The sequence below is a fragment of the Methylobacterium sp. GXF4 genome (assembly GCF_000272495.1).
Classification (GTDB): domain Bacteria; phylum Pseudomonadota; class Alphaproteobacteria; order Rhizobiales; family Beijerinckiaceae; genus Methylobacterium; species Methylobacterium brachiatum.
In genome coordinates this window covers 33,638-51,331 of the sequence record NZ_AKFK01000076.1, presented here as the reverse complement: position 1 = coordinate 51,331, position 17,694 = coordinate 33,638, and the positions used below count along the sequence as shown (strand labels likewise).

Genomic DNA, 17,694 nt, shown 5'->3' with positions numbered 1-17,694 from the left:
CCGGAGCACGCAATGTCCGACACCTACGACATCCTCATCATCGGCGCCGGGCCCGGCGGCTACGTCACGGCGATCCGGGCGGCGCAGCTCGGCTACAAGACCGCCGTGGTCGACCGGGAGCACCTGGGCGGCATCTGCCTGAACTGGGGCTGCATCCCCACCAAGGCGCTGCTGCGCTCGGCCGAGATCTACCACTACATGCAGCACGCCTCCGATTATGGCCTGTCGGCCAAGGAGGTGTCGTTCGACACCGCCGCCATCGTGAAGCGCTCGCGGGGCGTCTCGGGCCGGCTCAACGGCGGCGTCGGCATGCTGCTCAAGAAGAACAAGGTCGATGTGATCTGGGGCGAGGCCGCGGTCGACAGCGTGGCCAAGGGCAACCAGCCCGGCCAGGTCACCGTCAAGGAGTCCAAGCGCGCCGAGCCGCCCAAGGGCGCCAAGGGTGCCGGGACCTACCAGGCCAAGCACATCATCGTAGCCACCGGCGCCCGGCCCCGGGCGATCCCCGGGATCGAGCCCGACAAGAAGCAGATCTGGACCTATTACGAGGCCATGGTCCCCGAGACCATGCCCAAGAGCCTGCTCGTCATGGGCTCGGGCGCGATCGGCATCGAGTTCGCCTCGTTCTACCGGACCATGGGCGCCGAGGTGACCGTGGTGGAGCTGCTGCCGCAGATCCTGCCGGTGGAGGATGCCGAGATCGCCGGCATCGCCCGCAAGCGCTTCGAGAAGCAGGGCATCAAGATCCTCACCGGCGCCAAGGTGACCAAGGTCGAGAAGGGCGCCGATTCCGTCACGGCGACCATCGAGGGCGGCGACGGCAAGACCCAGCAGATCACCGCGGAGAAGCTGATCTCGGCGGTGGGCGTGGTCGGCAACATCGAGAATATCGGCCTCGAAAAGCTCGGGGTGAAGATCGACCGGGGCATCGTCGTCACCGACGGGCTCGGCCGGACCAACGTGCCCGGCCTCTACGCCATCGGCGACGTCGCCGGCCCGCCGATGCTCGCCCACAAGGCCGAGCACGAGGGCGTCATCTGCGTCGAGACCATCAAGGGCCTGGACACCCACCCGATGGACAAAGCCAAGATCCCGGGCTGCACCTATTGCCAGCCGCAGATCGCCAGCGTCGGGCTCACCGAGGCCAAGGCCAAGGAGCTGGGCTTCGCCGTGAAGGTCGGCCGCTTCCCCTTCGCCGGCAACGGCAAGGCGATCGCGCTCGGCGAGCCGGACGGCCTGGTCAAGACCGTGTTCGACGCCAAGACCGGCCAGCTGCTCGGCGCCCACATGGTCGGCGCCGAGGTGACCGAGCTGATCCAGGGCTACGTTGTGGCGATGAACCTGGAGAGCACCGAGGAGGAGCTGATGCACACGGTGTTCCCGCACCCGACGCTCAGCGAGATGATGCACGAGAGCGTGCTCGACGCCTACGGCAAGGTGATCCACACCTGAGCGGGCATAAGGCGCGAGGCGACCCGGGGATCGGCTTCAGGACGGGACTCGGGTCCGCTCCCCGGGTGGGCGGGCGGATTCAGAGATCGTCGACTCGGTGAGGCACGGGTTCCCGCTCCCGTACGGGAGAAGAGGCATGTCGCGGCCTTCAGGCGCCGACGTGCGAACATGGTAGCGCGCAAGGGAAGAAGCGGTTTGGGCTCGTTCGGGACCGGCTCTCCGGACGCTGCATCGTCCATCGGGGGGCGAGAACCCGGAAAACGTGCCGCTTTCGCCTTGCGAAAGACCGTCACAGGAGCGCGGAAACGCCCCTAGGTCGGCGACTCGGAATTCCCGCTCGACCGGGCGGTCAGGGCGAGGCTGATGCCCTGGAACAGGGCGATCACGAACACGGTCGCCAGGCTGCCGCCGATGGGGATCAGCACGAGGGCCCAGGGGTCGAAGCCCCGGACCACGAGCAACGTCACACCGCTTCCGATCACGGACGCGATGATCATGCGAAAGATGCAGCATTCCGACGGTTGCATGAAACCTCCCGGTCGGCAGCCCCCCTGACCTATAATCGAAATCTTAAGGATTTTTGCAACCTTTAATAGTACGCACCGCGGGCATTCTCGGGATACGGGTAGTGCGACCGCTCGCGGCGGCGCCGTCCTCCGGGGGGGAGCGCGTTTTCCGCCCTCGCTTCGCATGCGATGCCGGCGGCCCCGACGGCCGAGGCTGCGATCGCGGAAACTAGCTATTCGCATACAGCACGGGTCCCTGGACGCCGCAGTCCGCGATGCGATCCGGAGACGGACCGGGCCCACGCGCCGCGCACGGCTCAGCCGTTCCCGCGCTCCACCGGCTCGGCCTGGTCCTGCGACGGCACGTAGGCGCACCATTCGCAGATACCGCGCTCGGCGCCGCGGCTGGCATTGCGCTGCGAGCAGAGCGGGCAGACGAGCAGGATCAGCCGCCCGCCGGAGCGCAGGGCGAGCCCGCGGCCCCGGAACGTGACCTCTGTGGCCTCATCGCCGGCGCGTCGGTCGCGCGTCCTGTCGCTCATCGGACCTCCGCGAAAGCGCGCTTCAGGCCGGCCGGAGGGGCGATTCGAATCCTCGATTCTACGATCATGGCAACGCTACTCCCGAACCGATCCGGAGATACAAGTGGCGGGCCAGCGAATGGCTCCGCTTGTCCTGTGAATCCGCCGGATGCGCCGGGCGCAAATCCTGCCTATGACTCGCCTCGGCTCGGAGCGCGGTGGCGACGGGAATCGCGGTTTCGGCAGGTGCGCATGTCCGGTCGGGACGGCGCAACCGCACCCGATGGCGGCGCGGACGAGCCCAGGAGCGATGCAGGATACGATGCCCGAGCAAGCAGAGACGACGATGGCGGCCCGGAGCGGCGCGCCGACCTTCGCGGATGTCGCCCGGGCGGCGGAACGCATCGCTGGCATCGCCCATCGCACCCCCGTGCTGACGTCGCGCACCGCCGATGCGCGGACCGGCGCGAAACTGTTCTTCAAGGCCGAGAACCTGCAGCGGGGCGGGGCCTTCAAGTTCCGCGGGGCCTACAACGCGATCAGCGCCCTGTCGGAGGCGGTCCGCGCCCGCGGGGTGCTGTCGTTCTCCTCGGGCAACCACGCCCAGGCGATCGCCCTGGCGAGCCAGCTGCTCGGCATCCCGGCGACCATCGTCATGCCGGGCGACGCACCGGCGACCAAGATCGCCGCGACAAGGGGCTACGGCGCAGAGGTCGTGCTGTACGACCGCTACACCCAGGATCGCGAGGCGCTGGGCCGCGAGCTCGCCGAGCCCAAGGGCATGACCCTGATCCCGCCGTTCAACCACCGCGACGTGATCGCGGGGCAGGGGACGCTGGCCCAGGAGCTGATCGAGGAGGCCGGGCCGCTGGACGTGCTGGTGGCCTGCCTCGGCGGCGGCGGCCAGCTCGCGGGCTGCGCGCTCGCCGCCGCCGCCCTGTCGCCCGGCTGCCGGGTGATCGGCGTCGAGCCGGAGGCCGGCAATGACGGGCAGCAATCGTTCCGCACGGGCCGGATCGTGACCATCCCGGTGCCCCGGACCATCGCGGACGGGGCGCAATCGACGGCGCTGGGCGACCTGACCTTCGCGATCATCCAGCGCGAGGTCGCCGACATCCTCACCGTCTCGGACCCACAGCTCGTCGAGACCATGCGGTTCTTCGCCGAGCGGATGAAGCTTCTGGTCGAGCCGACCGGCTGCCTGGCGGCGGCGGCCGTGCTGCACGGACTGGTGGACGTGAAGGACAAGCGCGTCGGCGTGGTGATCAGCGGCGGCAACGTCGACCTCGCCACCTTCGCGCAGCTCGTGGGCGAAACCGCCTGACGCGCCGAATGCCGCGGCCCTGTGTCTCCGCCCCGGTGGACCGGGCGGGGGCGGATGCTTATCTTATGTCCGTCAGAATGCGCGCTCCCGGGCCTTGAACCCGGATGGGCGGGAGGGTGACGATGTTTTCAGGGTTCAAGGTTCTGTCGCTGACCGATCGGGCGGCCGAGCGGATCAAGGCAATCATGGCAGATGCCGACCGGCCGATCGCCGGCCTGCGGGTCGGCGTGCGGAACGGCGGCTGCGCCGGCATGTCCTACACGATGGAATACGCCGAGGCGCCCAAGCCCGGCGAGGACGTGGTCGAGGATCGCGGCGTCCGGGTGTTCGTCGATCCCAAGGCGGTGCTGTTCCTGCTCGGCACCGAGATGGACTTCACCACCACCAAGCTCGCCTCGCAGTTCGTGTTCAACAACCCGAACCAGACCTCCGCCTGCGGCTGCGGCGAATCGGTGGCGATCACGCCGGTCTCCGAGGACCGGATCCCGGCCCGGGCCTGAACCCGGCTCTCAGGCGACCTGACAGAGCGAGTCGGCCGCGTCGTCCACGACGCGGTTGCGGCCGGCGCGCTTGGCCGCGAACATGCACAGATCGGCCCGCTCGAGCAGCGAGGCCGGCGTATCCTCGGCATGCAGCACCGCGATGCCGAGCGAGATCGTGACCTTGCCGAGCGATTCGCCGGTGGAGCGCTTCACCAGCTCCCGGCCCATGACGCTGGCCCGGACCTGCTCGGCCACCTGCCGGGCCAGGGCCCGGTCGGCGCCCGGCAGCACGATGCCGAATTCCTCGCCGCCGAACCGGGCGAGCAACGCCTGCTTGCCGGCATTCTCGCGCATGACGATCGCCACGAGGCGCAGCACCTGATCGCCGGTGAGATGGCCGTAGAGGTCGTTGAACCGCTTGAAGAAGTCGATGTCGAGGACGATCAGGCTCATCGGGGTGGCCCCCAGCCGCGCGGCCTCGAGGGACGCCTTCAGGGTCTCCTCGAAATGCTTGCGATTCGACAGGCCGGTCAACGCGTCGGTGAGGCTCTCCAGCCGGCTGGCCTCGAGCTTCTCGCGCAGGGTCTCGATCTCGCTGCGGGTCTCGCGCATCCGCGCTTCCAGCACCCGGTTGTTCACCGCGACCTCGCGGGTGGTGGAGACCAGGGTCGAGACGATCTCTCCGAGCCGGGCCCGGGTCGGCATGCCCTGGGCCAGGTCCTGGGCGAGCCCGCGCAGGGCCTCGCCGTATTGCGCGGTCGAGCCGAGCGACAGGTCGAGGATCTCGGTCACCGCCGCGATCTCGTCGAGCATGCCGCGGCTGACATCGCCGGTGGTGCTCGTGAGCTGGCGACCGTCGAGATAGGTCTCGTGCAGGTCGTCGATATCGGATTCGGTCAGGCTGCCGTTCTGCGTGGTCAGGCGCTTGATCGAATCGCCGAGCAGCGGCAGCTCGCCCGAGACGTAGGCGTACCAGACCGCGTAGGCCCGCGGCGTGGCCGAGGGACCGTAATCGCGGATCAGATCGTGCGCGCGCTTCGCCAGCGCAAAGCTGCGGTCACGATCCGAATAGGTCTCCTGGCTCATCCGCATCCCGCCGTACGAGGCCGCCGGTGAAATGCGACATCACGGCCCGAATCCCAATCTAGGGCGGGTTGGTAGCAGGAACGTTAAGCTAGGATGTCCGAACGTTACTTATCTTTCTTTGCCAAGACTGGTCGAAGCAAGAAGGCCGGAACATGTGACCCGAGACCGATCGGCGTATCGCCGTCGGGATCGTTGCGGCGCCCACGCTCCTCGCGCGACCGCTCCTCGCGCACCGGCTCGGGACGCGGGGCCGAACGCCCCTCGCCGCGCCGGCCAGCCGAATCTCCGCGCGACCGCTGACGGCCGCCGGCCTCGCCGCGCCCATTGGACTTGGCCTCGGCCCGCGCGGGTTCGGCCCGAACCTCGGGCTTGTCCTCAACCGCCTTGGCCTCGGAGGAGCGGCCCTCGGAGCCGCGCTTCTCGGACGATCGGCCCTCGGACTTGCCCGAACGCCGCCCGCCGCGACCCTCGCCCGACCGGCCGCGATGGCGCGTGCCGGTATCGGCCGACGGATCAGCCACCGTGGACAGGTCGCCGTCGAACCACGGGATCGGCTGCCCGATCAGCGCCTCGATGGCGCCGAGGGAGCGGTCGTCCCCGGGGGCGACCAGGGTGTAGGCGGTGCCGCTGCGGCCCGCGCGGCCGGTGCGGCCGATCCGGTGGACGTAATCCTCCGGGTGGTGCGGGATGTCGAAGTTGAAGACGTGGCTGACCGCCGGGATGTCGAGGCCGCGGGCTGCCACGTCGCTGGCGACGAGGAGCGCAGTCTCGCCGTTGCGGAAGGCGTCGAGCGCCGTGGTGCGGGCGCGCTGGTCCATGTCGCCATGCAACGCCGCGGCGTCGAAGCCGTGGCTCACCAGCGATTTCTGCAGCAGCGCGACGTCGCGCTTGCGGTTGCAGAAGATGATGCCGTTGTTGAGCTCGGCCTCGCCCCGGATCAGGCTGCGCAGGCGCTCGCGCTTGGCATGGCCGTCGGAGCCCACCGCCACCAGCCGCTGCGTGATGGTCGAGGCCGTGGAAGCCGGCCGCGCCACCTCGATCCGCTGCGGGTTGTGCAGGAACATGTCGGCCAGCCGCTCGATCTCCGGCGGCATGGTCGCCGAGAAGAACAGGGTCTGCCGGGTGAACGGCACCATCTTCACGATGCGCTCGATATCGGGGATGAACCCCATGTCGAGCATCCGGTCGGCCTCGTCGATCACCAGCAGCTCGACCCCAGTGAGCAGCAGCTTGCCGCGCTCGAAATGGTCGAGGAGCCGGCCCGGCGTGGCGATCAACACGTCGGTGCCGCGGGTGAGCTTGGCATCCTGGTCGGCGAAGGAGACGCCGCCGATGATCAGGGCGACGTTGAGCTTGTGGTTGGTGCCGTAGCGGTCGAAATTCTCGACCACCTGGGCCGCCAGCTCGCGGGTCGGTTCCAGGATCAGCGTGCGGGGCATCCGGGCCCGGGCGCGGCCGTTCTCCAGCAGCGTCAGCATCGGCAGCGTGAACGCCGCGGTCTTGCCGGTGCCGGTCTGGGCGATGCCGAGGACGTCCCGGCGCGCCAGCACATGGGGGATGGCCTGAGCCTGGATCGGCGTCGGCTCGGTGTAACCCGCCGCTTCGACGGCGTTGAGGACTTTCTCGCTCAGTCCCAGGTCGGAAAAAGGCATCTGCGTTCAGGAACCGTTGCGCGCCCGGCCGGCGCGGTGGACACCGTCGCGGCAACGGCTCGGAAAGGCTCTGATAGGGCGCACGAACGCTCCCGTGGCCGCGGGGCGCATGGGCCAGTCAGTTAGGGCCTTGGCGCTGCTTGTCAATCTCGCAATGCGCGCATCCGGGTCCCACGCACAGCCGATCAGGGGTGCGGGCGGTCCAGGGCGGGCAACAAGCAGGGGTCGAGGTGGGTCGCGCGCGCAGCACCGGCGGCGGTGATCGAGCCGGTCGTCTCGGGATCGGCCGGAACCCCGCGCCCGCCGAGGGCAAGCTGAGTGGGTGCCGGGATGGTCTGGCCGAGCCGGGCGAGCTGATGGGTCGCCACGAGGGCGAGCAGCCCGACCAGACCCGAGATGCGCAACGCCCAGGCCAGGGACCCCGCGGGCCGGGCCGCGCCACCCGCCCTGGGCTCCGGCGTCGCGCCCGGTGCCGCGTCGAACGCGGCCGGCCGGCGGGTCCCGAACGGTTTCGTCGGCCGTTCGACGGGCGGCAGCATGGGCATTCCTCTCCGTCGCCCGAGAAGCCGGCGACGGCTGAAGCGGATCCTAAAGCCGACAGGGTTAACCGCCTGTTGACACAAGACCGCGCTTTAGAGCGCCGGGCGGACCGCAATAAAACAGCGTCGCCGAACGCGGTTTGTGCCACCCGGATCAATGACGGCCCGCAGACCGCCTAGATACCATCGCCACCCCGTCAGACCGACCGACTAATGTTCAGGGTTTGTCGGGGCGTTGATGCAGCTTCTGATACACAGTTTCACGCCGGGACGGGGAATCTGTGCGCGTAACCTTCACCTTTCGTTGACGAGACCACGCTAGTCTGGCCGAGCTTGTTGCAGGAAAGCGACAGACCCGCTGACCGAGAGCGCCTAGAAGGCAGCCGGCTCAAGCCAACCCCAGGACCAATGGCACCATGAAAAAAGTTCTTCTTGCATCGACCGTTCTCGCCGGCATGACCGTCGCCGCTTCCGCGGCCGACCTGCCGCGTCGCGCTGCGCCGCCGCCGGTGTTCACGCCGGTGCCGGTGTTCACCTGGACCGGCTTCTACGTGGGTGTGAACGCGGGCTACGGCTTCGACGCCAGCAGCCGCAACACCACCAACTACGCCCTGCCGTCCGGCTCGCTCGTTAACTCGGCCAACACGAACGCCGTCGTCAGCGTCAACAACCGCAGCAACAACGACGGTTTCACCGGCGGCGCGCAGATCGGCTACAACTACCAGTTCACGCCGGGCTCGGGCGTCGTGGTCGGTATCGAGGCTGACGCCCAGTATGTCGATTTCGCCCGCCGCGCCAACGGCACCCTGAACTACGGCGTCACCGGCGTTCCGGGCACCGCGTTCTCGGCCCCCCGCGCCTTCGTCGCCACCAGCGGCAACGGCCTCGACTACTTCGGCACCGTGCGCGGCCGCCTCGGCTACGCCTTCGACCGGACCCTCGTGTACGCCACCGGCGGTTACGCCTACGGCTCGGGCCAGGACGACCAGAACTTCGCTGGCAACCGCTTCCGCGACAGCTTCCGCTCCGGCTACGCCGTCGGCGGCGGCATCGAGTACGCCCTGCCCACCGACTCGTTCCTGAACTTCTTCAAGTCCTCGGCCGTGACCCTGAAGATCGAAGGCCTGTACGTGAACCTCGACCGCCAGAAGAACACCGCCGGTGGCGTGTTCTACGGCAACCTGCTGGCCCCGAACGGCGTGGCGTACCTCAACGGCGCCGCCGCCAACACCGAGTTCGCCGTCGTCCGCGCCGGCCTGAACTACAAGTTCGGCTCGTACTAAGTTCGACGATCGGCACCGGCCCAGCCGGCGCCGTCTCAACGGGGGCCCGGCCGCAAGGTCGGGCCCTTCGTCGTTTCCGGATGCGCGCTGCGACAGGGACGACGGGAACAGCCGCCGCCGCGACCGCTTTTCACCGACGGCGCGCGGATGGCTCGGCTGCGCCGGAGCGATCCCGATGCGCAAATCCCTTCTCCTGCTACCGCTGGCTCTCCTCAGCCTCGCCGGGCTCCCGGCTCGAGCCCAGGATGCCAGCGTGATCGGCAACAAGACGGTGCTGCCGGGCACCGGGCCGGGAACATCGACCGGCGGCGCTGGCGGCGGCCCATTGACGATTGCGGCCAGCGCGGAGGCGGCGGTCAAGCGGCAGGGCGTCAAGCCGGCCACCGTCCTGGCCTCTCACCTGATCGGCGTCACGGTGCGCAACGCGGCCGGCGACAAGGTCGGGACGGTCGACGACCTGCTGATCGCCGATGGCGGGGCCCTCAAGGCGGTGGTGCTGGATGTCGGCGGCCCCCTGGGGCTCGGCAGCAAGCGCATCGCCGTGGAGCCCGGCGCCCTGGTGCTGCGCCCGGGCGGGGAGCGATTCTCGGCCGTGCTCCACATGAGCACCGACACGGTCGCGGCCGCCCAACCCTTCGACCCGGTCAAGGCGATGGCGGCGGAGTAGCTTGACCGGTACCGGACTGGATGCGGTTGCGATCCAGGCGCGCCGCTTCAAAGTCAGTCCGCGATTCCCTCGCCGTTATTGCGAGCGGAGCGAAGCAGCCCAGCGCGGCGCTACGTTTTTCCAGGTCAGGCTACCCTGGGTTGCTTCGCTGCGCGCGCAATGACGGAGCGCAATCCCGTAGGCGCCCCGTCGCTTCAGATATCCAGATCGACTCCGTCGGCGAAGGCCGCGCGCTCGCTGATGAAGGCGAAGCGGGCCTCGGGCTTGTTGCCCATCAGGCGCTCCACCGTGTCGCCGGTGGATTCCCGTGCCTCGTCGAGCACCGCGACCCGCAGGAGCGTGCGCTTCTTCGGGTCCATGGTGGTCTCCTTGAGCTGGGCCGGCATCATCTCGCCCAGGCCCTTGAAGCGCCCGATCTCGACCTTGCCGCCCTTGAACACCGTCTTGGTGATCCGCTCCCGGTCGGCATCGTCCCGGGCATAAGCAACCTTGGAGCCCTGCTGCAGCCGGTAGAGCGGCGGGATCGCCAGGTAGAGGTGCCCGCGGTCGATCAGCTTCGGCATCTGCCGGTAGAAGAACGTGATCAGCAGCGACGCGATATGGGCGCCGTCCACGTCGGCGTCCGTCATGATGATCACCTTGTCGTAGCGCAGATCCGTCTCGCGGAAGGCCGCGCCGGTGCCGCAGCCGAGCGCCAGGGTCAGGTCCGAGATCAGCTGGTTGGCGCCGAGCTTGTCCCGGGAGGCCGAGGCGACGTTGAGGATCTTGCCGCGCAGGGGCAGGATCGCCTGGGTGGTCCGGTCCCGGGCCTGCTTGGCCGAGCCGCCGGCCGAATCGCCCTCGACGATGAAGATCTCGGAGCCCGCCGTGCCGGCGGCCGAGCAATCTGCCAGCTTGCCGGGCAGGCGCAGCTTGCGGGTCGCGCTCTTGCGGGCGACCTCCTTCTCCTGGCGCCGGCGCAGCCGCTCCTCGGCCCGGTCGATCACGCAGTCGAGCAGCTTGTTGGCCTGGGCCGGGGAGGCGGCCAGCCAATGGTCGAAGGCGTCGCGCACCGCCGTCTCGACGATGCGCTGCGCCTCGACGGTGGCGAGCTTGTCCTTGGTCTGGCCCTGGAATTCCGGCTCGCGGATGAACACCGAGAGCATGGACGCGCAGGTCGCCATGACGTCGTCGGTGGTCACCGCCGTCATGCGCTTGGCCTGGTTCACGCGCTCGGCATGCTCGCGCAGGCCCCGCAGCAGCGCGACCCTTAAGCCCGCCTCGTGGGTGCCGCCCTCCGGGGTGGGAATCGTGTTGCAGTAGGAATGCGAGAAGCCGTCCTCGGCGACCATCCAGGCCACCGCCCATTCGAGCGAGCCGTGCGAGCCGGGCTTTGTCACCTTGCCGGTGAACATCGCCTCGGTGACCAGCTCCTTGCCCTCGATATCTCGGGCAAGATAGTCGCGCAGCCCGGCCGGGAACCGGTGCACCGCCTCGGCCGGCACGTCCTCCAGGCCCTCGAGCAGGGCAGGGGCGCAGCGCCAGCGGATCTCGACGCCGCCGAACAGGTAGGCCTTCGAGCGCGCCATCTTGAACAGGCGGCGCGGGTCGAACTTCAGCGAGCCGAAGATCTCGGCATCGGGGTGGAAGCGCACCCGAGTGCCGCGCCGGTTCTGCACCCGGCCGACCAGCTCCAGCGCCCCCTGCGCGTGGCCGCGGGAGAAGGTCTGGCGGTAGAGGGTCTGGTTGCGGGCGACCTCGACCTCGAGGAGGTCGGACAGGGCGTTGACCACCGAGATGCCGACGCCGTGCAGGCCGCCCGAGGTCTCGTAGACCTTCGAGTCGAACTTACCGCCCGCGTGCAGCGTCGTCATGATGACTTCGAGCGCCGACTTGCCTGGGAATTTCGGGTGCGGGTCCACCGGGATGCCGCGGCCGTTGTCGGTGATCACCAGCGAGCCGCTTTCCTCGAGCTCGACCTCGATGAAGCTGGCATGGCCGGCCACCGCCTCGTCCATGGAATTGTCGATCACCTCGGCGAAGAGGTGGTGCAGCGCCCGCTCGTCGGTGCCGCCGATATACATGCCGGGCCGGCGCCGGACCGGCTCCAACCCCTCCAGCACCTCGATGTCGGAGGCGGTGTAGCCGGCCTCGGGCTCAGCCGCCGCGATGGTCGGCACCGAGGCGGATTCCGCGAGCCGCCGCCGCGGCTCCGCCGGACGCGGGGCCGAGGGCTTGCCACCGGGCCCGAACAGGTCGCGCGCCGGATCGCTCACGCGCGGCCTCCGCGAACGCGGCGCATCGGCCGGCTCGGTGTTGGGCAGACGGGCGTCGGATCGTGCAGCATGCGCCTTCATCCCCGCATCATAGCGGAACAAAACAGAAACATCCAGAGCGTTCGGTGCGTCGCCGAACGGCCTTACCATCGCATGCTGCGCCGCCGCGAGCGAGGGGCGCGGCCGGCCCGGCGCGACGGAGCCGTCATCGCGACGTTGCACAATCGTGGGTTAAGGCTTCCTCAGCTGCCGCCCGGATCGGAACCGCGCGGCTCCGGCCGCGTTTGTCCGGGAAAGAGCTTGACCGTGGTCAGGGAGCCGCCGTCGATGAGCAACGCCGCGATCGAGGCCCGCCGCCTCACCCTGATCCGTTTCGAGCGCGCCGCCGGCACCGTCTTCGGGTGCGACGAGGAGACGGCCTCCGTGCCGCCCGCTCGCTTCCTGATGAACGGCCTGACCATCGCGCTGGCGACGGTCGCCACCGCCCTGGCCGCGACCATCACCTATCTGGCTTAGCCCGAAGCGTTCGCGCCAAGTCCTCAAAGGGATCGGGCGCGGCTCTCAGCCGGCACCCGATTTCTTCGCCGGGCTCTTCTTGGCCGCCGGCTTCTTCGCGGGGGCCTTCTTGGCCGCCGGCTTCTTGTCCGCGGCCGCCGCCCGAGCCGGCGCCTTCCGGGCCGATGTCCGCTTGGCCGGCTTGCCGCCGCCCGACGCCCGCTTGGCATTCACCAGCGCGATCGCCTCGTCGAGGGTCAGCGCCTCGGCATTCATGGTCTTCGGCAGCGTCGCGTTGACCTCGCCGTCGGTGACGTAGGGGCCGTATTTGCCGGCCTTGACCACGAGGTCGCGCCCGCTCGTCTCGTCCTTGCCCAGCGGCCGGCCCGGATCGGCCGCCGGCCGGCCCCGGCCGCCGCCCTGCTCCTTGGCGACGATCAGGTCGATAGCGCGGTTCGCCCCGACCTCCAGCACGTCGTCGTCCTTGCCGAGATTGGCGTAGGTCTTCCCGTGCTGCACGTAGGGTCCGAACCGGCCGAGATTGGCCAGGATCGGTTCGCCGGTCTCGGGATGGCGCGCCACCTCGCGCGGCAGCGACAGCAGCGCCAGGGCCTTGTCCAGATCGACCGAGGAGGGGGAGAGCCCCTTCGGCAGCGAGGAACGCTTCGGCTTCGCCGCATCCTTCTCGGTGGAGGCCTCGCCGAGCTGGACGAAGGGCCCGAACCGCCCGTCCCGGATCGTCACCGGCATCCCGGTCACGGGATCGTTGCCCAGCACCCGGACGCCCGGCTGGCCGCCCTCGGCCGAGGAACCGTCACCGTCGCCGTCGACCCCGGAGGCCGAGAGCTGGCGGGTGTACTTGCACTCGGGATAGTTCGAGCAGCCGATGAAGGCGCCGAACTTGCCGAGCTTCAGCGAGAGCTGGCCGGTGCCGCAGACCGAGCAGGTGCGCGGATTCGAGCCGTCGCCCTTGTCGGGGAAGATGTGCGGGCCGAGCAGGCCGTTGAGCGCCTCGAGCACGTCGGTGACGCGCAGCTCCTTGGTCTCGCCGATCGCCGCGGAAAAGTCCTTCCAGAAGTCGCGCAGCACCGCCCGCCAGTCGATCTCGGCGTTGGAGACCCGGTCGAGCTGGCCTTCGAGGTCGGCGGTGAAATCGTACTCGACGTAGCGCCGGAAGAAGCTCTCCAGGAAGCCGGTGACCAAGCGTCCCTTGTCCTCCGGCTGCAGCCGCTTCTTCTCGATCTTGACGTACTCCCGATCCCGAAGGGTCTGGAGGACGGCAGCGTAGGTCGAGGGCCGGCCGATGCCGAGCTCCTCCATGCGCTTGACCAGGCTCGCCTCGGAATAGCGGGGCGGCGGCTCGGTGAAGTGCTGGGTCGCGGTGATGCGCTCGCGGGTGAGCGGGTCGCCGGCCTTCATCGGCGGCAGCCGCTTGCTCTCCTCGTCCTCCTCGTCGTCCTTGCCCTCCTGGTAGAGGGCCAGGAAGCCGTCGAACTTCACGACCTGGCCGGTGGCGCGCAGGTCGATCCGGCGCGGGCCGACATTGGCCGTGACGTCCACGGTGGTGCGCTCCAGCTCGGCCGATTCCATCTGGCTCGCCATCGTGCGGGTCCAGATCAGGTCGTAGAGCTTGGCCTGCTCCGGCTCGAGGTGGCGGGCCACCATCTTGGGCAGGCGGCTCATGTCGGTCGGGCGCACGGCCTCGTGGGCCTCCTGCGCGTTCTTGGCCTTGACGCTGTACTTGCGCGGCACGTCCGGGACGTAGCGGTCGCCGAACTCCTTGCCGATCACCTTGCGGGTGTCCTGGATCGCCTCCGGCGCCATGTCGACGCCGTCGGTCCGCATGTAGGTGATGATGCCCACCGTCTCGCCGCCGACATCGACGCCCTCGTAGAGGCGTTGCGCGACCCGCATGGTCTGCGCCGGCGCCATCCCGAGCTTGCGCGAGGCCTCCTGCTGCAACGTGGAGGTGGTGAAGGGCGGCTGCGGGTGGCGCTTGGCCGGCTTCGCCTCGACGCTCGCCACCTGGAAGGTCGCGAGTTCGAGGTCGCGCTTGAACGCGGCCGCCTCGTCGCCGGTGCCGACATCGAGGCGCTGGATCCGCTTGCCGTCGGCCCCGACCAGGCGCGCCTCGAAGGTCGCGCCGTCCGTGGTGGTCAGGGTAGCGACGATCGACCAGTACTCGCGCGGCTTGAAGCTCTCGATCTCCATCTCGCGCTCGACCACGAGCCGGAGTGCTACCGACTGCACGCGGCCGGCCGAGCGGGCGCCGGGGAGCTTGCGCCACAGCACCGGCGAGAGGTTGAAGCCGACGAGGTAATCGAGCGCCCGGCGCGCCAGATACGCGTCGACGAGAGCCTGGTCGATCTCGCGCGGCTTGCGCATCGCGGCCTCGACCGAGGCCTTGGTGATGGCGTTGAAGGTCACGCGCTCGACCGGGATGCCCTTGAGCGCCTTGCGGGCGTTCAGCGCCTCCAGGACGTGCCAGGAGATCGCCTCGCCCTCGCGATCCGGGTCGGTGGCCAGGATCAGCTTGTCCGCGCCCTTGACCGCCTTGGCGATCTCGCTGACCCGGCTGGCGCCCCGGTCCGCGAGCTCCCAGACCATGTGGAAATCCTGCTCGGGATCGACCGAGCCGTCCTTGGCCGGCAGGTCGCGGATGTGCCCGAAGGAGGCGATCACCTCATAGTCGCGGCCAAGATACTTATTGATCGTCTTGGCTTTGGCCGGCGACTCGACGACGACGACTTTCATTCAGACCTCTGCCCCTCGACGGAGCCTGGGCGCGACGGACGAATTCTGTTCGAAATTCGCGTGGGACGAGTGCCCGCCGTCGGGCCGGGGCCGCGCGCCGGGGACAAGTGGGTTACGGGCGGCGGGTTGTCAAATGGCAGTCGCGGCCGAGCGGCCAACTGGGGCCATCGTACGCAGCACGCGAATCCGATATGATAGCCGATCGATGGCGATCACCTTCGATCCGGCCAAACGCGACCGAACCTTGGCCGAGCGAGGGCTCGATTTCGAGGACGCGGAGCTCGTTTTCGCAGGGCCGGGCTTCACGTTCGAGGACATCCGCCGCGATTACGGCGAGCATCGCATCGTCACAGTCGGCGTCCTGGCGGGCCGGATGGTGATCGTGATCTGGACCCCACGCGGCCGGGACCGCCACGTCGTTTCGATGAGGAAGGCCAATGTCAGAGAGCAGAAGCGCTACGCACCGCTCATCCGCTGAGGCCTCGATCAAGAGCGATCTGGCGAAGGTGGACGCGCACGAGATTACGGCGGAGGAATACGATGAGATCCCCGAGCTGACCGACGAGATGCTGCAGCGTGCCGAGTTTCACGTCGGCGACCGGTTCGTGCGGCGCGGGCCTTCGGAGGGCTCCGACGCGGCGGTTTCGGTCCATCTCCTTCCGTCCATCGCCGAGCATTTCCAGGCCCAGGGCCCGGGCTGGCAGGCCCGCGTCAACGCCCTTCTGATGGAGGTGGTCGAGCGCGAGCGCGCACTCAAGCGTCGCTGAAGCCTCAGATCCCGGCGTACCACTCGTAGCCGCGATCCTCCCAGTAGCCGCCCTTGCCCTGGCCGAAGCCCGACAGCGACTCCACCAGCTCGACCCGCATCACGTATTTGGCCTGCTTGTAGCCGAGCTGGCGCTCGACGCGCAGGCGCAAGGGGGCGCCGTTCGAGACCGGCAGCGGCTTGCCGTTGAGGTCGTAGGCCAGGATCGTCTGCGGGTTGAAGGCGTCGAACAGGTCGATGCTCTCGTAGTAGCGGATCGGCGTGCGCTTATCCTCGGGCGGCTCGGGCTCCGGGGCGCCCTGGCCCCAATCGTCCTTGGGCGCATCGGTGGCGGTCGGTGCGCCGCCCCAATCCTCGGCGGCGGCGAGCTGAATATAGCCGTCGCGGACCGAGCCCGGATGTTCGGGCCGCCACAGGGAGGCGCCGTCGCCGCCTTCGAGGCCGCCGCCGGCATATTCCAGCGTGTCGGCGCAGTGGAACACGGCGTAGCGCGCCTGGGGCTTCAGCCCGGCCCGGTTCAGGAGTTCGGCCAGCGGCACGCCGGACCATTGGCCGATGCAGGACCAGCCCTCGACGCAATCGTGGCGGGTCACCTGGGTGCGGCCCGGCAACCCGCGCAGATCCGCCATGCTGAACGACAGCGGGGTCTGCACCAATCCGTCAACCGTGAGCTTGAACTCGGAAAATTTCTTTGCCGCCAGGGCGCGGAACGCCCGGTCCGGCGGGTCGATGGTGCCGTTCGGCTTGAACCAAGGCGAGATCATTGCGGCCGGGTATTCCCGGGCGAGCGTTGCGGGCGACATCAGCAGGCGCTGGACGAACAGGTTGGCGTCCTCGCCGGCCTTGAGGGTCCGGCGCCCGGCCTCTGTCCCAGCGAAGCGGTCGCAGCCGCCGAGCAGGGCGGTCCCGGCGAGGCCGGCGCCGGCGGTGAGCAGCTTGCGGCGGTGCAGGATCATCGCGCGGTTTCCTTCTCGGGACGGCCGAGGCTGAACCAGCCGGTGAGCATGCCGCGCATGTTGTTGACGAAGCCGGAGACCAGAACCAGCACCACGTGGACCACCACGAACAGCACCAGCAGCCCGGCGGCGATGAAGTGAATGGTGCGGGCCGATTGGCGGCCGCCGAACAGCTCCGGCAGCCAGTGCCAGGCCGCGTCGACGCCGGGCGACATGGCGAGGCCGGCCAGGACCATGGCGGGCAGGAGACCCAGCACGACGACGAGATAGGTGAGCTTCTGGATCACGTTGTAGCGCTTGGCCTCCTCGCCCTCGGGGAAGCGCAGCAGCAGATGCTCCTTCACGGAGCCGCCGAAGTCGCGGATCTGGTCGCCGTCCGGGATCAGGCGGCGGCGCAGCTGGCCGCTGAACAGCCCGTAGAGGAGATAGACCGCGCCGTTGATCACCAGGAACCACGCGAACAGGAAGTGCCAGCGCCGCCCCGTGGTGAGGTCCTGGTCCGCCGGGAGGGTCGCCCAGGCCGGGAAGGCCCGGTCCACCACGGTGCCGCCCTCGCGGGACAGGCCGAGCACGCCGGTCGTCTCGAAGCTGTGCGCGCCGATCGTCACGACGCCGCGATTCGTGCCGTCGCGCCCCTGCTCGCTGGTGATCGCCAGAGCGGGATCGTCGAAGGTCGAGACCGCCCCCCAGTACAAAGCCGGGTGGGCGTTGAAGATCTGCAGGCCGCTCATCAGCAGCACCAGCAGCACCCCGGCGTTGATCCAGTGCGCCACCCGGATCACCACGGGATGCCGGTAGAACCAGCGGCGCCCGGAGGCGTCGACGGTCTCGGGCGCTGCGAGCGCGGGGGCGCCGGCCAAAGGTTCGGCTCTCAGGCTGTCGGGTCTCAAGCGTGCGTCTCGCGGGGGTGGCGACGGTGCGGGTTCCGTCCGATCCGGCTGATACGTGGCGCGGAT

At 69.2% G+C, this 17,694-nt stretch carries 17 protein-coding genes; 8 read left to right on the top strand and 9 right to left on the bottom strand.

Annotated elements, in window-relative coordinates; all coding sequences use genetic code 11:
- The first annotated feature begins 12 nt into the window (after positions 1-12).
- A complete protein-coding gene (gene lpdA, locus WYO_RS20900; protein WP_007566188.1) occupies positions 13-1,452 on the top strand; it encodes a dihydrolipoyl dehydrogenase in 1,440 nt (479 codons plus the stop codon).
- Positions 1,453-1,763: 311 nt separating this feature from the next.
- On the opposite strand, the gene WYO_RS20895 is transcribed toward lpdA, so the two are convergent.
- Positions 1,764-1,979 (bottom strand): hypothetical protein, encoded by a 216-nt coding sequence (locus tag WYO_RS20895; protein ID WP_007566186.1) that lies wholly within the window; start codon positions 1,977-1,979, stop codon positions 1,764-1,766.
- 296 nt (positions 1,980-2,275) lie between these two features.
- Positions 2,276-2,500 (bottom strand): hypothetical protein, encoded by a 225-nt coding sequence (locus WYO_RS20890; RefSeq protein WP_007566185.1) that lies wholly within the window; start codon positions 2,498-2,500, stop codon positions 2,276-2,278.
- A 289-nt stretch (positions 2,501-2,789) separates the two neighbouring features.
- Here WYO_RS20890 and WYO_RS20885 point away from each other — a divergent pair, with 289 nt between their 5' ends.
- Positions 2,790-3,803 carry a threo-3-hydroxy-L-aspartate ammonia-lyase gene (locus tag WYO_RS20885; protein ID WP_007566184.1) on the top strand — a complete coding sequence of 338 codons (1,014 nt, stop codon included), beginning with the start codon at positions 2,790-2,792 and terminating at the stop codon, positions 3,801-3,803.
- A gap of 122 nt (positions 3,804-3,925) precedes the next feature.
- Positions 3,926-4,303 carry an iron-sulfur cluster assembly accessory protein gene (locus tag WYO_RS20880; protein WP_007566183.1) on the top strand — a complete coding sequence of 126 codons (378 nt, stop codon included), beginning with the start codon at positions 3,926-3,928 and terminating at the stop codon, positions 4,301-4,303.
- A 9-nt stretch (positions 4,304-4,312) separates the two neighbouring features.
- On the opposite strand, the gene WYO_RS20875 is transcribed toward WYO_RS20880, so the two are convergent.
- From WYO_RS20875 to WYO_RS20865, 3 genes are all read right to left on the bottom strand, one after another.
- Entirely contained in the window at positions 4,313-5,371 is a 1,059-nt protein-coding gene (locus WYO_RS20875; protein WP_007566182.1) for a GGDEF domain-containing protein, read from the bottom strand.
- A gap of 104 nt (positions 5,372-5,475) precedes the next feature.
- Positions 5,476-7,023 carry a DEAD/DEAH box helicase gene (locus WYO_RS20870; protein WP_007566181.1) on the bottom strand — a complete coding sequence of 516 codons (1,548 nt, stop codon included), beginning with the start codon at positions 7,021-7,023 and terminating at the stop codon, positions 5,476-5,478.
- 185 nt (positions 7,024-7,208) lie between these two features.
- Positions 7,209-7,562, bottom strand: a complete 354-nt coding sequence (locus WYO_RS20865) for a hypothetical protein (RefSeq protein WP_007566180.1) — start codon at positions 7,560-7,562, stop codon at positions 7,209-7,211.
- A gap of 416 nt (positions 7,563-7,978) precedes the next feature.
- Here WYO_RS20865 and WYO_RS20860 point away from each other — a divergent pair, with 416 nt between their 5' ends.
- Complete coding sequence (locus tag WYO_RS20860; protein ID WP_007566179.1) at positions 7,979-8,845, top strand: porin family protein; 867 nt, start codon at positions 7,979-7,981, stop codon at positions 8,843-8,845.
- 175 nt (positions 8,846-9,020) lie between these two features.
- Positions 9,021-9,512 (top strand): PRC-barrel domain-containing protein, encoded by a 492-nt coding sequence (locus WYO_RS20855; protein WP_007566178.1) that lies wholly within the window; start codon positions 9,021-9,023, stop codon positions 9,510-9,512.
- A 194-nt stretch (positions 9,513-9,706) separates the two neighbouring features.
- On the opposite strand, the gene parE is transcribed toward WYO_RS20855, so the two are convergent.
- A complete protein-coding gene (parE, locus tag WYO_RS20850; RefSeq protein WP_007566177.1) occupies positions 9,707-11,767 on the bottom strand; it encodes a DNA topoisomerase IV subunit B in 2,061 nt (686 codons plus the stop codon).
- A 327-nt stretch (positions 11,768-12,094) separates the two neighbouring features.
- Here parE and WYO_RS20845 point away from each other — a divergent pair, with 327 nt between their 5' ends.
- A complete protein-coding gene (locus tag WYO_RS20845) occupies positions 12,095-12,283 on the top strand; it encodes a hypothetical protein (RefSeq protein WP_007566176.1) in 189 nt (62 codons plus the stop codon).
- 45 nt (positions 12,284-12,328) lie between these two features.
- On the opposite strand, the gene topA is transcribed toward WYO_RS20845, so the two are convergent.
- Positions 12,329-15,016 carry a type I DNA topoisomerase gene (gene topA, locus WYO_RS20840; RefSeq protein ID WP_007566173.1) on the bottom strand — a complete coding sequence of 896 codons (2,688 nt, stop codon included), beginning with the start codon at positions 15,014-15,016 and terminating at the stop codon, positions 12,329-12,331.
- Positions 15,017-15,221: 205 nt separating this feature from the next.
- Between topA and WYO_RS20835 the strand changes: the two genes are divergently transcribed.
- On the top strand, positions 15,222-15,494 hold the full coding sequence (locus tag WYO_RS20835) for a BrnT family toxin (RefSeq protein WP_007566170.1): 273 nt from the start codon (positions 15,222-15,224) through the stop codon (positions 15,492-15,494).
- 28 nt (positions 15,495-15,522) lie between these two features.
- On the top strand, positions 15,523-15,783 hold the full coding sequence (locus WYO_RS20830) for a BrnA antitoxin family protein (RefSeq protein ID WP_230365966.1): 261 nt from the start codon (positions 15,523-15,525) through the stop codon (positions 15,781-15,783).
- Between the two features lie 4 nt (positions 15,784-15,787).
- On the opposite strand, the gene WYO_RS20825 is transcribed toward WYO_RS20830, so the two are convergent.
- Both WYO_RS20825 and WYO_RS20820 read right to left on the bottom strand, forming a co-directional pair.
- On the bottom strand, positions 15,788-16,738 hold the full coding sequence (locus WYO_RS20825) for a molybdopterin-dependent oxidoreductase (protein WP_007566166.1): 951 nt from the start codon (positions 16,736-16,738) through the stop codon (positions 15,788-15,790).
- Entirely contained in the window at positions 16,735-17,598 is an 864-nt protein-coding gene (locus WYO_RS20820) for a cytochrome b/b6 domain-containing protein (protein WP_007566164.1), read from the bottom strand. Before WYO_RS20820 ends, WYO_RS20825 begins: the two co-directional genes overlap by 4 nt.
- Positions 17,599-17,694: the final 96 nt, after the last annotated feature.